Source organism: Bacillus sp. JJ1474 (assembly GCF_036965225.1).
In the GTDB taxonomy this organism is placed as follows: Bacteria; Bacillota; Bacilli; order Bacillales; family Cytobacillaceae; genus Cytobacillus.
The window spans coordinates 1-16,510 of sequence record NZ_JBALPC010000044.1 but is presented as its reverse complement, the minus strand read 5'-3'; the positions used below and the strand labels follow the sequence as shown (position 1 = coordinate 16,510).

Sequence of the window (16,510 nt, the reverse complement as noted above, 5' to 3'; positions counted from 1 at the left end):
CTTTTTCACTTTTTCCAAAAACCTGTCCACTAAACCTGGTTTCCCAGTCAGCAACCCTCCACAATTTAAATCCTACAGACAGTTCATGTCAAATTCCTTGAGCCATGCAGCACAAGCAGTTGTATCCTTTGCGAAGATTCGATCCTTTGTAATAGACGGAACAATTTTTCTCGCTTCTAAATAGAACGACTTGGTTTTCTCTCCCATTTTTTCATATCCCTTGAATTCCGCTGCCTGTAGTGCACAAATCAACTCAATCGCAAGTACATTGTTCACGTTTTGAATAATTTGATACGCATGTCTCGCAGCAATCGTTCCCATGCTGACGTGATCTTCTTGGTTCGCAGAAGATGGAATCGAGTCAACACTAGCAGGATGAGCTAAGGTTTTATTTTCAGAAACTAAAGCAGCCGCACAATATTGAAGAATCATCGCACCTGATTGAAGTCCTGGTTCCGGGCTTAAAAACGGCGGCAAGTCATTCAGCTGCGGATTTACTAAACGCTCAATTCTTCGTTCTGAAATGTTTGCAAGCTCTGCAACCGCAATTTTCATAAAATCCATGGCAAGGGCGATCGGCTGACCATGGAAATTACCACCTGAAAAGATATTTTCCCCTTGGTCAAAAATAAGCGGATTATCTGTTGCTGCATTCATTTCAATCTCAAGCTTCTCTTTCACATAGTCTAATGCTTGCCATGAGGCCCCGTGAACCTGTGGAATGCAACGAATGGAATAAGCATCCTGAACACGAATTTCCCCTTGCTTCGTGATAAGCCCGCTGCCTGATAAATATTCTCTCATTCTCCTAGCTGTCTCTACCTGCTGTTTGTATCCTCTAGCTAAATGAATTTTTTCATCGAAGGCATCAATAATCCCATTTAATCCTTCCATCGTAACAGCTGCAATTAATTCACTTTGGTAGGCAAGCCTTTCCGCTTCTAAATATGCAACAACGCCCATGGCAGTCATTGCCTGTGTTCCATTAATGAGAGCCAAGCCTTCCTTCGCTTCCAATGTTAACGGCTCCAAGCCTTCTTCCATCAGAACCTCCAGTGCAGGTCTTCTTTCCCCTTTGTAAAAAACCTCTCCTTCTCCAACGAGCACTAAAGCTAAATGAGAAAGCGGCGCTAAGTCCCCGCTTGCCCCTAAGGATCCTTGCTGTGGAATAACCGGGTGGATTTCTCTGTTCACAAGCTCGAGCAATCTTTCAATAACAACGGGTCTTGCTCCTGAAAAGCCTTTTAACAATGCATTTGCTCTAAATAGGAGCATGGCACGTGAGACAGACTCAGGAAATGGCTCTCCAACTCCACAGGCATGTGAACGAATCAGATTAAGCTGCAGATCCTTTACATCCTTCTGATCAATAAGCACATCACTAAACTTTCCAAATCCTGTAGTGATTCCATAAATCACTTTTTCTTCCTCCACAATCCGCTTCACAGCATCATGACTTTCCTTGACGGCAACCATACTTTCTTTCGATGGCTCTACCTTTTCCTTTTCAAATATAACCCTTCTTGCTTCCTCTAAAGTTAAAGTGTTTCCTGTTAAAATTACCATGTCCTTCCTCCTCGGTTCGTTGTTAACTTCCTTTAATGTTAAAGTCTTATCAGATAAAACAACCATTTTTCTCCTCCTCAGTACATTAGTGAGATAAAGAAAAGGCTGTACTTCAAACAAGCGTTTGAAATACAGCCTTTTTATCGAATGTAAAAAATAATTTCCTATTACGCATCATCATGATCATTCCCATTTCAAAAATTTTGCGAATATAACTAATTGTATGTTCAGCAAGAGGGGTATGTCAACGAATAATTTACAAATTTTAACAAATTAAATTGTTAGATTGTTAGTGTAGTAAAGGAATACGGTGACAGATTTATTATCCCTCTAACTGGATTCCCTGATATGGAAATATTATTACATTGATGAGGTTTTAAAAAGCAGATTAATATAAACGTTGTAATATATTTTAAAGAAAGAAGGAGCAACGAGAGTGACAAAAACAATATTCAGAATTTTTTCCATACTTTTCATCATTGCTGCTGCAACAATGCCACAGTTTGCCTCTGCACAAGCAGAAGTGGTTTCTTTTAATCTCTCGTCAAATACAGTTGCATTTCAAGGCAGAAGTGTTCCTGGTTATGTAACAGTTGACTTGAAAACGAATGAGCCAACACGCGGATACCTAAGGGTAGAAGGGAATGGTCGCCAAGCAACAATTAATCTCTCTTCATTTGAGTACAAAACAACTCACAAGATCGACTGGGTTCCATGGGACGATCTGAAGAAGGAACCACTGCCGGCAGGAGAATACCAGATTAAAGCGAACTTGTCGGATAGAGATTTAAACCAAATGGTCGGATACCCGCTTGGAAAATTAATCGTTGTATCAGAACCTAATCCGAAACCGCTGTTTGATCAAGTTTCTATCAGTCCAAGTGATTTTTCACCTAAATACGGGAAATCTTCTGAAGCAGTACAAATTCAATATAATCTTAACCGCCCAGCAGAAGTTCAGCTCAGCATTCAGAAGAATGGAGACGAAATTTTTGCAGGCAATAAAATGAAGCTAACACCTAGCAGTCAAACTTTCATTTGGAACGGCACAGATAAGTCCGGCAGAATTGTAGCTGATGGTGAATATAATGTTGTTTTTAAGACTATCGAAACAGCCTACAATAATCCTGAAACGAAACAGCGTTCTGAAAAAACTGGAATCATTACTATTAAAGACGGCGATTATGATATTCCTCAATGGAGATTGAAGGAATTAGTTACTCAGGCCTCATTTAAAAATTCCGTAATCACACCTGATGGCGACGGCGTAAATGATTTAGCAGAAGGCCAATTTACTCTTACTGAACCTGCAAAAGTTTCCGTCTATATTGCAAATGCCGCAGGTGCACATGTGAAAAATGTAATGACCGAACAGGCTCTACAACCAGGTGTGCATACTTTTAACTGGGATGGAACTGACATGATGGGCGGGAAAGTTCCGAACGGGAATTTTACCATTAAATTGCTAGTCATTGAAGGTGCAAATTTAGGTTATATTTCCTTCCCTAATTCAATTTTGAGAGTTGAAGGCGGCTATGAGTTTAAAATTTTGCAACCGCAAAAAAATGTTCGTGTCATCAGCGAAAAAGCAAATATGTCTATTGATCCAATGGGACAAGGCTATATAGCGCAAAAAGGCGACATCTTCCCGCTTCTTTCTGAAACCATTGTAAATAATCAATATGAGGTACTAGTAAAAGAAGGTGTATCTGGAAGAATCAATGTGAACGATGTTGAATTTGTTTCCGAGTCACCTTCCCAGCAAAATACGACGGACTATATAGTACAGTCAGGCGATACATTATGGAAAGTTGCTGAGAAACACAAAACAACCGTTGCAGAAATCATCAAATTAAACCAATTAGATCCGAATAAGTATTTATCCGTGGGGCAGACATTAAAGGTTCCAAACGTGACGCCAGAACCGGTTCCGCCGTCTGAGCAGACGATTCATATCGTACAATCCGGTGATACGCTCTGGAAAATTACTCAGAAATACAATGTTACTGCTCAATCAATCGTTGTAGCCAATAAGCTTGACCCGAATCATTATCTTTCAATCGGACAGAAACTAGTTATTCCAGTGGCTAGTCCTTCTCCACAGCCATCAACTACTTACAAGGTACAATCAGGGGATACTTTATGGAAGATTTCCCAAAAGTTTGGAACTACAATTGATGCGATTGTTGCAGCAAACAAGCTCGATCCTGCAAAGCATTTATTTATCGGTCAATCTTTGGAAATTCCAGTAAAATCTCCAGTTATTGAGCCCGTTATTCATACTGTACAGTCTGGGGATACTCTGTGGAAAATAGCTCAAAAATATAGTACATCTGTGGATACAATCGTTAAAGCTAACCAGCTTGACCCAGCAAAATACCTTGAAATCGGGCAAAAGCTTATAATAAGATAGAGATCCGCTTAACAAAGGGATGACAGTGCCTTTGGCATAGTGTTTAATCATTTTTTTTACTATAAACAACGAATAAAAAAGAAAGAGCGTGTTTTGAAAAAATCGAAACACGCTCTTTCTATATTCAATTGAATCATTCTTTTTAAAAATTTGCAGCAATATAACCTTATTTCAAAACAAGATTAATCAAATTTTAACCCTTTTAATGCTTCCGCCAGTGCATTATTCAATGGTTCTTCATCTTTTTGCTGGTTTTTCAAATACTTTTGGACAGTACGTTTATCCACTTTGCCTTTTGATTCTTTTTTGCGGCGTGCCTCGAAAGCAGATAATTTTTCTCGATATCCACATTTACATACGAAGATTTGACCATCACCTTCGCCGCGCAGCTCAAGTTTTTTGTGGCATTGCGGGCAGCGGGCGTTCGTAACACGTGAAACATTTTTACGATGTCCACATTCTCGGTCTTGGCATACGAGCATTTTGCCTTTTTTGCCGTTTACTTCAAGCATCGGTTTTCCACAGTCTGGACAGGATTTTGTGGAAATGTTGTCGTGCTTGTATTTTTTATTGCTAGCTTTAATTTCAGTAACGATTTCTTTTGTGTAGTTTTTCATTTCGCTGATAAATACATCTTTTTTCAGCTTGCCATGGGCAATTTGCTCAAGTTTTTGCTCCCATTCTGCTGTCAAAGCAGGGGATTTCAGTTCATCAGGAACTAGATCCAGCAGTTGACGGCCCTTTGAAGTAAGATGAATGTCCTTATCACGCTTTTCAATCAGGAATGAGTTAAATAACTTATCAATAATGTCAGCCCGTGTTGCAACTGTTCCTAATCCGCCTGTTGATTTTAATGTATCTGCCAATTTCTTATTCTGCGTATCCATATACTTCGCTGGATTTTCCATTGCCGAAAGTAATGTCGCCTCATTAAAGCGCGCAGGTGGTTTTGTTTGACCAGACGTTTGTGCGATTAGTTTTACGTTTAATGTATCGCCTTTTTCGATGCGGGGTAAAATTTGTTCTTTTAAATCATCTACAGCTTCTTCATCATCGTAGCGGTTTTCGTATACTTCTTTCCAGCCTGCTGATAAAATTGTTTTTCCTCTGGCTACAAAGTTTTCCTCGCCGATTTTCGCACGAAGCGTAAGTTGTTCGTATTCAAATGCCGGAAAAAGGACCGCCAAAAACCGCTTTACAACTAAGTCATAAATTTTCCGTTCTTTATCATTGAAGGCTGAGAAGTTTACATAGCTTTCTGTTGGAATGATGGCATGGTGATCAGATACCTTGCTGTCATCCACAAATGCTTTCGAAGTTTTAATCGGTTTGCTTAAAATCTTATGAGCTAATGATCGATATTCTCCTGCTCCACAAGCCTTTAATCGTTCTGGAAGCGTCCCGACAATATCCGAAGAGATAAAACGTGAATCCGTTCTAGGATACGTTAAAACCTTATGCTGCTCATACAGCTTTTGCATAATGTTTAATGTTTCCTTTGCAGAGTAGCCAAAAATTTTATTCGCATCACGCTGTAATTCCGTTAAGTCATATAGACCTGGTGAGAATGATTTCTTCGGCTTTTTTTCAATTTCTGTTACTATTGCATTTTGTTTGCCTAATTTCCCTACAATCCCATCCATTTTCTCTTTATCAAAGCTGCGGCTATTCCCTTTTGCATCTTGCCAAGTCAGTTTTAATTGGTCTGTCGTTTGGGCTTCGATGCCGTAATAGGTTTGTGCTTTGAAATCTTTAATTTCATCCTCACGAGCTGCAATGATGGCAACAGTAGGTGTTTGAACACGGCCGCAGTTTAGCTGGGCATTGAATCTAGTTGTTAAGGCGCGCGTTGCATTAAGACCGATATACCAGTCAGCTTCTGAACGTGCGACAGCAGATGCATATAAATTCTCATAAGCCTTACCCGGCTTCAAATTAGCAAAACCGTCTTTTATCGCTTTATCTGTAACAGATGAAATCCATAGCCGTTTAATCGGTTTATTATCCTTTACTTTATCGATTATCCAGCGCGCGACTAATTCTCCCTCTCTTCCAGCGTCTGTAGCAATGATGATTTCATTGACATCCTTTCTAGTCAGCTGGCTTTTTACAGCTTGAAATTGCTTTCCAGTCTGCTTAATAACTGTCAATTTCATCCGCTCAGGAAGCATAGGCAGATCTTCTAAATTCCATGTTTTATATTTCACATCATAGGCTTCTGGATCAGCAAGTGTGACTAGGTGTCCCAATGCCCATGTAACGATATATTTATCGCCTTCCAGAAATCCATTTCCTTTTTTATTACACTTCAGCACACGTGCAATATCACGTGCAACAGAAGGTTTTTCTGCAATTACAACACATTTTGCCATTTTAAAAAACATCCTTTCAAATTCCGTATGTTAAATATAACATACAGACAGTTTTTCTGAATAATTCATTGTATAAGTACCGTATTGGCTTGCACATCCTCCAAAACAATGAAAAAGAAGTTGTCGATTAATCGACAACTTCTCCATATTCATTACTTCAATACATCTGCTCTCAAAATAAACTGAGCCAATTCTTCCATTTGATCCGAAATAGCACGGTCGCTTTCTAACGGCGGGCAAATGGCCCTTACTTTTTCTAAATATTCTCTAGTAGCAGGAGCTAGCTGGCTTTCTGCTTTTTCTAAATAAATGGCTTGGGAAGCACAAATCATTTCAATTGCTATGACTCTAGCAGAATTATGAATGATTTCCCTTGCTTGACGTGAACCAATTGTACCCATGCTCACATGGTCCTCTTGGTTTGCAGATGTTGGAATGGAGTCAACACTTGCTGGGTGAGCTAGTACTTTATTTTCAGATACTAAGGCTGCTGCTGCATATTGAGCCACCATCAAGCCACATTCTAAACCTGGATCTGGTGCTAGGAAAGGAGATAAACCGCTCAATTGCGGATTTACTAGTCTTTCCGTTCTGCGTTCTGAAATATTTGCCCACTCTGCTGCGGCAACCTTTAGGAAGTCCATTGAAAGTGCAATTGGCTGACCGTGGAAATGACCACCTGAAATGACTTCTCCGCTTTCTAACACAATCGGATTGTCCGTTGTGGAATTCATTTCAACTCTTAAGCGCTCATCCACATAATTAAAGGCTTGCCATGAAGCACCATGTACTTGCGGGATGCAGCGGATAGAGTAAGCATCTTGAATGCGGATTTCTCCTTGACGTGTAATCCGTTCACTGCCTTCTAGCCACTTTCTCATCCGTGAAGCAACGAACTCAAGCTCAGGATGTGGACGTACAGCGAGTAGTTCACTATCAAAAGCAGAAATGACACCATGGAGGGCTTCCATCGTTAAGCACGCTGCCATATCTGCTGCCAAACCGAGTCTCTCTGCCTCGTTAAGAGCAACAACTCCAACCCCGGACATACATTGTGTTCCATTGATTAATGCGAGGCCTTCCTTCGCTTGAAGGGAAACCGCCTTCAATCCTGCTCGTTCTAAAGCCTCTCCCCCAGGAAGAATCTCACCCTTGTATTCTGCCTTCCCTTCACCTACTAATACGATTGCGATATGAGAAAGTGGCGCTAAATCACCGCTAGCTCCAACTGAGCCTTTGCTTGGCACGATGGGATGCACACCTTCATTGATCATATCCACAAGCAGCTGAACAGTTTCTTCTCTAATTCCAGAAAATCCGCGCAGTAAAGCATTGGCACGCAATGTCATCATGGCTCTTACAACAGGAGTAGGAAGAGGTTCACCAACACCTACAGCATCTGCTCTTAATAAATTTAATTGTAATTTCTCTATATCATCTTTCTCAATTTCAATATCACTTAGCTTCCCAAATCCTGTGTTCACACCGTAAAGAATTTTTCCGTCATTAAGCTGCTTTTCAATGCGGTTCCGGCTGGCGCGGACCTTTAGGCGGTTTTCCTCTGGGATTGATACTTTTGCAGAACCTCTAACAATCTTTTCTACCTTATGTCGATCTAATGTGACTCCATCAAGTTCTACTACATCTAATCCTGCAATTCCACTGTTGCTCATAAGTTGTCCACTCCTCAATTTAAATACTAAAAATTCAGACTCTATAAAGTATTATAAAACTATTACGAACAAGACACCAAATATAAAAATTAGGTATTGTAATGAATGAACATTGGTACACATGTGTGGACAATCTGCTCCCCTTCGCCTAGCGTCATAATTCTGCCCGCAAACATGAAAATAAACTCAGCTAACGCATTAAGAAAAACCTAGCCAAATTGTAATTACATGATTAATGCCACAACGACTGCCACAAATGTAAGTATCTATCATAGATCCCTAAGGCTCTTAACCTATTTTTCTATATGATTTTTATACCATTGTTCAATTAAAGCTGCTGTTAGTCTGCCAGTATTAACTAAGTTTTCAATGCTGATGCATTCTCTGAAAGAATGAATATTTTGGAAGCCTAAACCAAGCGTTAAGCATGTTAGTCCATTTTCATTCAGAACATTTGTGTCTGCCCCGCCGAGTGTTTCTGTTAAATATGGCTTTACATGAATATTTCTTGCAGCTTCTTCTGCATTTCTTACGAGAATATCGTTTTCAGGGATATCAAATCCACTGTATTTCTTTTCAATTTTCACATTTACTTTTCCGCCTTTTTCCTCTGCTGCTCGTTTCATTGCTTCAGCCATATGATCTAGCTGCTGATCCAGCTTTTCCTTTGAAAAGCTGCGAACTTCCCCGGCAACCGTTACACTTCCGGGAATGATGGAAGTCAGTTCTCCACCTTTAATTATTCCTATATTCGCCAGTGTCTCATCATCAATCGTGCCTAACTTCATGTTAGTTAAACCTTCAGCAGCTATAAGAAACGCACTATTTCCCTCTTCAGCATTGAGGGCAATATGTGCAGCATTTCCTTCTACTTCCATCCAGATCCGGGAGCTATAAGGTCCTTTTAGAATAATTTGACCTACATCCCCGCTGCTGTCGAAAATATAGCCTGTTTTACTCTTTGCTTTCGAGTAATCCATATAACTGGCACCAACTAATCCTGGCTGCTCATTAACAGTTAAAATAAATTCGATTGGCCCATGTGGAATACCGCCTTCAATAATGGCTCTCATTGCCTCCAAATAGGCTGCAAGAGCTGCACGATCGTCAGCTCCTAAAATAGTTGTTCCATCAGAATGGATTACTCCATCTTTTATTACCGGCTTAAGCCCTTCTGTTGGCAAAACTGTATCCATATGCGTGGAGAAGAATAATGGCGGAATAGATGGATCTGTACCTTCGTGCCAGGCGACAAGGTTGCCAACCTCGCCATCAAAATTTTTGTGTGCCTCATCGAACTCTAACGTAAAGCCTAGTTCTGGCAATGCCCTAATCAAATAATCTGCAACAAGCTGTTCCTTTGTGCTAGGACCATTAATTTTTGCTAATTCTAGAAATAGCTCCTGCAATCTTTCCCCATTTACATATTCGGCTGCACTGGATGTATGTTTTGTTGTCATAATTGAAACCCTCCCATTTGCTCTGCACGCGTCACCATATTTTAATAGACTTACTTTTTGATCTCGTGATTAAAGGACATAGTTTGAAGATCTCGTAGGTTTTATGTCCTTTAAATCATGATTAAAGGACATGGTTCGGTGATTCCATCGATTGTATGTCCTTTAAAGACTGATGGTTTATGAAAAGTGCGACATTTTTCCTATGGATTTTCAAATATCTATTAACTAGCGGCTAACGACGACTTTTCCTTTTTTAATGACCGTTTCAACGATATTTGTTCCAAGCTCGTAAGCAATATGCTTATAGGTTGGGACATCCCAAATTTGCAGGTCTGCTAGTTTTCCTTCCTGAATCACGCCACGATCATCTAAATCAAGTGCCCTCGCTCCGCCATATGTAGCAGCTTTAATCGCCTCTTCAACAGAGAATTTATATAATCGGCATGCAAGATTTATTACAAACTGCATGGACTCTGTATAACAAGCCGGGCAAAGGTCTGTCGCAAGTGCAATTTCCATTCCTTTGTCTAGCATTTGGCGTGCATCGAATGGCTGTTTATGGTTAACAGCAAAATCCAAAGCTGGCATTAGCACTCCCGTTACTTTAGCTTCAGCTAGCTTTTCCATGACTTCAACTGGTGTATAATTTAAATGGTCAATCGAAACCATTTTCATTTCCGCTGCTAAATCAGAACCGCCGATATAAGAATATGCATCCGCATGAATTTTTGGCTTCATTCCATATTTTAGTCCTGCTTTAAGGATTAATTCAGATTCTTCGGCCGTAAAATAGCCTTCATCACACCAAACATCACAGAATTCCGCGAGTCCCTGTTCTCCGACTTTAGGGATCATTTCATTGATGATGACATCCAAATACTCACTTTTCGTCAGATTTTCTGGAAATCCATGTGCACCTAAAAATGTATTTAACACATCGAGCGGAGTTTCTTGATCCAGCCTTCTGCCTACCTCTAAAATTTTTATCTCACTATCTGTTGTCAGTCCGTAGCCGCTTTTGCTTTCAATAGTTGTAATGCCATGCTCAAGCATTGTCATCACACGTTTTTTCGATTGCTGGAATAATGTCTCTTCTGGTTCATTTCGTGTAAGTTCTACTGTTCTGCTCGGACCTGTTGTAATGCTTAGCTGCTGGAGTTTTTCGGGTTTTCCAGTTAGTTTAGCAGCATATTCTTCCACCCGCGTTCCATAGAAAACTAAATGAGTATGCGAGTCAACAAAGCCTGGAGCGACCACCTTACCTGTTGCATCAATATTAGAGGACTCTCCCAAATCAAAATTACTTTTTACCTCTGCCTCTGTTCCAACTCCAACAATTTTTTCGTCCTTAATCGCAATCCATGCATCAGTCAGGATACCAATTTCCTCCATACCCTCACCGATACATGTAATGACTTCAGATGCATTGCTGATCACAATGTCCACTTTTAACTTGACCTTCGTTTCAGACACTTCGCAAAAACCTCCTTTTAGTCAAACCAGCTGTAATTTTGACTCTTCTAAAAAGAATGGGGGCTCAAAAGGGAATAATCCTATGAGCCACCTAATAATTTGAAAAAATGATTAAGCCTTTACATCTTCTTTTTCTAAATCCTTCGGTCCAAATGTTGCTTTTGGAGACCACCATAGTGGGATTTTGATGCTTTCCTTTGTAAGTTTTCCTTTTCCGTTCGCAACATCTTGTGCGATTTCATAGCCAGCCTGTGCATGGCGGACAACCCCAATTCCAGAGTCAACTGTCATCGCTACTTCAAGTCTCATATCAGACTCATCTGTTCCATCTGCGATCATTGTTACACCAGTGTGAACGGCTTCACCCATTGAGTAGTTCGCTTGAAGAGCGATTAAGTCACACATACCCACTGCATTCAACAGACCGTTCAATACCGGCCAGTCAGAAATTAGGTCAGAGCCATCCTTCATGTTTTCAGATTCAAATGTTGGGTTCACGATAGAACCTGAGTCCAAGTTGTCACGAGAGAATGCAACCGGACCAGAAAGCTCGCCGCGGCGGATCATATCGTTTACTTCCAATGCAAATGCTTTTCTCTGACCAAAGCCCATATAACAAATACGAGCTGGAAGTGCTTCAATTGGAATATGCTTCATCGCAAGCTTGATCCAGCGAGTTACTAGGTAGTCATCTGCAAATTTTTCTAAAATCATTTCATCAATTTTTCTTAAATCTTCTGGGTCTCCAGATAAGCATACCCAACGGAAAGGTCCGCGGCCTTCGCAGAACAATGGACGAATGTATTCCGCTACGAAACCTGGAAGACGTTTCGCTTCCTTCGGATCAAAACCGGCATCGACACATTCTTTACGGTGACTTGTACCGTATTCAAAGGAGTGAACGCCTAAGTCCATAAATTTGATTAGCGCTTTCAATTCACGGATCATCGTTTCGCGAGCTTTTTCTAAGTAAAGGGTACGATCTGTATCACGAAGCTTTTCTGCTTCTTCTACTGTGTAGCCAGCTGGTAAATAAGAAATTGGATCGTGGCCTGGTGTCATAGAAGTTGAGATGTCTGGCAGCCACCCTTTTTCAAGAACCTCTTCGAAAATATCTGCGGCGTTTCCAACTACCGCGATACCAAGTGGCTTACCTTCAGCAGCCGCTTGCTTAGCCATTGCAATCGCATCATCCAATGAATCGGCTAAAACATCAATAAATTTCTTTTCAATACGGCGCTTAATGATTTCTACGTTTGAGTCACATAGAATCGCTACTCCACCATGCATCGTCATCGCTCTCGTTTGGTTTCCGCCCATTCCGCCAGCCCCAGCTGTTAAAAGGATTTTTCCAACAAGTGAATCATTGTAATGAAGGCGTGCGATTGCCGATAAAGTTTCGAAAGTACCTTGGATAACACCTTGTGTACCGATATACTCCCATGGAGCTGCTGTGTAGTTCGCATACATCGTTAAGTTTTTATCCTGTAGATCATAGAAAGTAGGCCAATCAGCTTTCATAATGTTAGTTGTCGCCATAACAACTGTAGGCGCATATTTATGAGTTTTGAATACCGCAACTGGCATACCAGATTGAACAACTAGTGTTTCATCATCTTCAAGCTCTTTTAAAGACTTTACAATCGCATGGTAAGATTCCCAGTTACGGGCGGCTTTCCCGATTCCGCCATAGATGACTAGCTCTTCTGGTTTTTCCGCATTTTCCATATTATTTTCTAGCATTCTTAGAATGGACTCTTGTCTCCACCCTTTACAGCGAAGCTCTGGTCCTCTTTGAGCTTTAACGGAATATAAGATTTCTGGTTGTGACATGAATAATTCCTCCAATACTAAATTAATTAAATTCTTATTTAATTATTTTGCAAGTATTGTGCCAAGTTAGTAAAACTAGCTGAATTTTTCTGATTTAACGTATTTATTTTTGTTTTTTCCTATTTTTCTGGTTTACAAATCTATAATTCTTTCATTTCTTTTCAATTTCAAATGCGTTTCCTTGAATAAATCGCAGATGTATTTTGCACTATTTTGCGAAAAATTCGATATGAAACTCCTAAATATCTAAAAGCAATTTCAATCAGAGGATGCAGATATAATTTGCATGCAGATTATAAAAGAAAAATGCACCCACGCCCGTCAGGATGAGTGCATAATACAGATAATTAGTGATTTCTTTCAATCTTGCTCGAATAATGTAATGCATGTAACAAACATTGGTGATTTGAAAAGTGCCGACACACCTTCAGGCACTTTCTTTGAGTTTATAAGTAAAAGAACAATATTTAGCCACCGAGATAGGCCTTTTGAATAACATCCTGTTCTAATAAATTTCGTGCCTTATCATGATATTTAATTTGTCCATTTTCTATAATATATGCCCTATCAGCAACAGATAATGCTTTTTTTGCATTTTGTTCAACTAATAAAATTGTTAGACCTTGACCTTTAATTTTCTTAATCGTTTCATAAATATCTTTTACAACGATTGGCGCTAACCCCATTGACGGTTCATCGAGCATTAAAACTTTTGGTTTACCCATTAATGCTCTGCCTATTGCTAACATTTGCTGTTCCCCGCCACTCATAGTACCACCTAATTGTCTTTTTCTCTCTTCAAGTCTAGGAAACAATTCAAATATCTCTTCTAATTCATTTGCTTTTACATTATTTGTAACGTTTCTTGTATATGCCCCTAATAGCAGGTTTTCCAAAACAGTTAATTTCGGGAAAATCCTTCGACCCTCTGGAACCATTACTATTCCTTTTTTTACAATTTGATCCGGACTTAATTTATTTATTTCATCACCATTAAAAAGTATTGAACCTGAGGATTTTATTAATCCAGAAATCGCATTTAAACTTGAAGACTTTCCAGCACCATTAGATCCCATTAATGTTACTATTTCTCCTTTATTTAACTCCAAATTGAGATCTTTTACTGCATGAATTTGGTTATAAAAGACATTTAGATTTTTTATTGTTAGCAATTAAATCACTTCCTCTTCTTCACTTCCTATGTAGGCTTTTACTACAGCACTATCGGAAGTAACTTGTTCAGGAGAACCATCAGCAATTTTCTCACCGTGATTTAATACAGCCATATTATCACACAATCCTACTAGCATCGGGACGTTATGTTCGATAATAATCACTGTTGTCCCATTGTCACGTATTCTTTTTACCAATAAATTAATTTCTTCTACCTCAGTATCATTCATACCTGCACATGGTTCATCTAATAAAATAAGCTTTGGATCAGATACAAGTGCACGGGCTATCTCTACCTTACGCTGATTTCCATAAGATAAATTACCTGCATTTAAATCCATATACTTTTCTAAACCAACCTCCATCAATGTTTGTTTAACTTTTTCTTCAACAAATGTCTCTTCTGTCCGTTGAAATTTGCTATTCAATATAGCAGAAACTAAACCCGACTTTGTCTTTCGAAACATTCCTATCTTTACATTTTCTGCAACAGTCTCATTACCTAATAACCTTATATTCTGGAATGTCCTTGAAACTCCTAATCTTGCTATTTGAAATGGTTTTAACTTTTGAATCATAGTATCTTCAAATACTATTTCACCATTATTAGGAGTATAAATTCCTGTTAACATATTAAACAATGTTGTTTTACCTGCACCATTTGGTCCAATCAAACCAAAAATTTCATCTTTTTGTACCTTCAGACTTACATTATTTATAGCTGTTATTCCACCAAAAAACTTTGATACATTTTTAACTTCCAACATTCTGATCACCACTTTTCACAGCTGGTTTTAAATTTCTAATTTTAATATTTTTTATGTCTATCAAACCTTTAGGACTATATCTCATAACTAAAACCATAAGTAATCCATAAAGAATCATTTTATAATTATCTAAATAATTTAAGTTCAAAATGTTTCCTACATCAAAAATATGAAATAGTTCCGGTATTGTGTATAAAAGTGTCACACCTAATAAAGTTCCCCTTATACTACCCAATCCACCAATTACTATCATACTTAGGATAGTTGCTGATGTTGTAAACGTAAAAGAGTCAGCATTTACAAAGTAAATTTTATGAGCAAATAAGGCTCCTGCAACTCCTGCAAAGGCTGCTCCGATTGCAAAGGCTAATACTTTATAATACATGGTATTGATTCCCATCGATTGAGCTACAGTTTCATCTTCTCTTATAGTCACCCAAGCTCTCCCAATTCTAGACCGTGTTATTTTCCTCATGATATAGATGGCTGCGATTAATGCAATTACAACCAAAACGAGATATCCTACATTCTCCACCTCTATACCAAAAAAGTTAGGGGCGGGTATAGAATTTATTCCATATGCCCCTCCTGTAATTTTGGAATTATTAAAGAATGAGTGTGCAACAAGTCCCAAGCCCAATGTTGTAATTGCGAGAAAATCATCCCTTAAACGCAAACTTGGCAGTCCTAAAAGTGCACCTAATAAGAAGGTTACTACAACAGCAATTAGCATGGATATCCAAACATTCACACCATAATTAGCAGATAATATAGCTGATGTGTATGCGCCAATTCCATAGAATGCTGCGTGTCCCAAAGAAACTTGTCCTGCAAACCCAGTTGTTAAATTCAATCCTAGGCCTAAAAGAATATTAATCACTAAAAATATTAAAATATCTACGTAATATGGGTTAATGAAATCCAACAATGATATCACCTACACTTTTTCTATATTCTTTCCGAATATTCCTGAAGGTTTTATTAGTAAAATAGCAACCAGCAATATAAAAGCGATGGCATTCGTATCAATAGGCATCCCTTCTAAATATCCTGTACTTAATGCCTCTGCTATTCCCAATATTAATCCACCTAAGACTGTTCCAGGAATTGAACCTAAACCACCTAGTACAACAACACAGAAAGCTTTTAATCCGGGAATATCCCCCATAGCTGGCGATAGTGAATTATAATTTAACGCTGTTATTATGCCAGCTAAAGCCGCTAACATAGAACCAAGTAGAAAGGTAACCATGACAATTCTATTAACATTTATACCCATTAATGCAGCTGCCTTTCGATCCTGAGAAACTGCTTTAATAGCTATTCCTATTTTGGTGAAATTCAAGAAGAGGTAAAGCAAAGCTAAAACAATAAGTCCGATTATGATCATATAAAGTTTAATATTCGTTAATGACGCAATCCCAAAAATATCAATACTATGTACGGCAATATTTGTTTTTGGAAAGGCATGAGAATCAGATGTAAAAATAATTTGAAACAAATTTTGAAGTAATATAGCTATTCCTACACCACTTATTAGAACCGTAATTGGATGGACATCTTTAAGAGGTCTATAAGCATACTTTTCAATCCCTACACCAACCAGTCCGGAAATTACTAAGGCAAATATCAAAGCGGTAATAAAAGAAAGATTTAGATATAAAATTCCTACCATAGCCGAGAAGGCTCCGACCATATATATAACACCGTGGGCAAAGTGCAAAACTTTTAAAACTCCGTATACCATTGTTAGCCCAAGCGCTATTAATACATATACAAA

The 16,510-nt window shown here is 38.9% G+C and carries 11 protein-coding genes; 1 reads left to right on the top strand and 10 read right to left on the bottom strand.

What is annotated here, in order from left to right; all coding sequences use genetic code 11:
• Positions 1–72: 72 nt before the first annotated feature.
• The gene (gene hutH, locus V7164_RS06915; RefSeq protein ID WP_335353748.1) at positions 73–1,566 is read right to left on the bottom strand and encodes a histidine ammonia-lyase; all 1,494 of its coding nucleotides are present in this window, start codon (positions 1,564–1,566) and stop codon (positions 73–75) included.
• Positions 1,567–2,002: 436 nt separating this feature from the next.
• Here hutH (V7164_RS06915) and V7164_RS06910 point away from each other — a divergent pair, with 436 nt between their 5' ends.
• Positions 2,003–3,979, top strand: a complete 1,977-nt coding sequence (locus V7164_RS06910; RefSeq protein WP_335353747.1) for a LysM peptidoglycan-binding domain-containing protein — start codon at positions 2,003–2,005, stop codon at positions 3,977–3,979.
• 182 nt (positions 3,980–4,161) lie between these two features.
• Here V7164_RS06910 and V7164_RS06905 read toward each other — a convergent pair whose 3' ends face one another.
• From V7164_RS06905 to V7164_RS06865, 9 genes are all read right to left on the bottom strand, one after another.
• Positions 4,162–6,351 (bottom strand): DNA topoisomerase III, encoded by a 2,190-nt coding sequence (locus V7164_RS06905; protein WP_335353746.1) that lies wholly within the window; start codon positions 6,349–6,351, stop codon positions 4,162–4,164.
• Between the two features lie 152 nt (positions 6,352–6,503).
• Entirely contained in the window at positions 6,504–8,024 is a 1,521-nt protein-coding gene (gene hutH, locus V7164_RS06900) for a histidine ammonia-lyase (RefSeq protein WP_335353745.1), read from the bottom strand.
• A 293-nt stretch (positions 8,025–8,317) separates the two neighbouring features.
• A complete protein-coding gene (locus V7164_RS06895) occupies positions 8,318–9,484 on the bottom strand; it encodes a M20/M25/M40 family metallo-hydrolase (protein ID WP_335346275.1) in 1,167 nt (388 codons plus the stop codon).
• Positions 9,485–9,709: 225 nt separating this feature from the next.
• Positions 9,710–10,957, bottom strand: a complete 1,248-nt coding sequence (gene hutI / locus V7164_RS06890) for an imidazolonepropionase (protein ID WP_335353744.1) — start codon at positions 10,955–10,957, stop codon at positions 9,710–9,712.
• A 111-nt stretch (positions 10,958–11,068) separates the two neighbouring features.
• The gene (gene hutU / locus V7164_RS06885) at positions 11,069–12,790 is read right to left on the bottom strand and encodes a urocanate hydratase (RefSeq protein ID WP_335353743.1); all 1,722 of its coding nucleotides are present in this window, start codon (positions 12,788–12,790) and stop codon (positions 11,069–11,071) included.
• Between the two features lie 467 nt (positions 12,791–13,257).
• Positions 13,258–13,962 carry an ABC transporter ATP-binding protein gene (locus tag V7164_RS06880; RefSeq protein WP_335353742.1) on the bottom strand — a complete coding sequence of 235 codons (705 nt, stop codon included), beginning with the start codon at positions 13,960–13,962 and terminating at the stop codon, positions 13,258–13,260.
• The gene (locus V7164_RS06875) at positions 13,963–14,730 is read right to left on the bottom strand and encodes an ABC transporter ATP-binding protein (RefSeq protein ID WP_335353741.1); all 768 of its coding nucleotides are present in this window, start codon (positions 14,728–14,730) and stop codon (positions 13,963–13,965) included.
• Complete coding sequence (locus V7164_RS06870) at positions 14,717–15,655, bottom strand: branched-chain amino acid ABC transporter permease (protein WP_335353740.1); 939 nt, start codon at positions 15,653–15,655, stop codon at positions 14,717–14,719. The genes V7164_RS06875 and V7164_RS06870 overlap by 14 nt, the downstream gene beginning before the upstream one ends.
• Positions 15,656–15,667: 12 nt before the next feature.
• A partial coding sequence (locus V7164_RS06865) for a branched-chain amino acid ABC transporter permease (protein ID WP_335353739.1) occupies positions 15,668–16,510 on the bottom strand: 843 nt, incomplete at its 5' end.

Bases quoted from the DNA above. Each gene is read 5' to 3' on its own strand.
- hutH (WP_335353748.1), bottom strand. From the start codon at position 1,566: ATGGTAATTTTAACAGGAAACACTTTAACTTTAGAGGAAGCAAGAAGG.
- V7164_RS06905 (WP_335353746.1), bottom strand. From the start codon at position 6,351: ATGGCAAAATGTGTTGTAATTGCAGAAAAACCTTCTGTTGCACGTGAT.
- hutH (WP_335353745.1), bottom strand. From the start codon at position 8,024: ATGAGCAACAGTGGAATTGCAGGATTAGATGTAGTAGAACTTGATGGA.
- V7164_RS06895 (WP_335346275.1), bottom strand. From the start codon at position 9,484: ATGACAACAAAACATACATCCAGTGCAGCCGAATATGTAAATGGGGAA.
- hutU (WP_335353743.1), bottom strand. From the start codon at position 12,790: ATGTCACAACCAGAAATCTTATATTCCGTTAAAGCTCAAAGAGGACCA.
- V7164_RS06875 (WP_335353741.1), bottom strand. From the start codon at position 14,730: ATGTTGGAAGTTAAAAATGTATCAAAGTTTTTTGGTGGAATAACAGCT.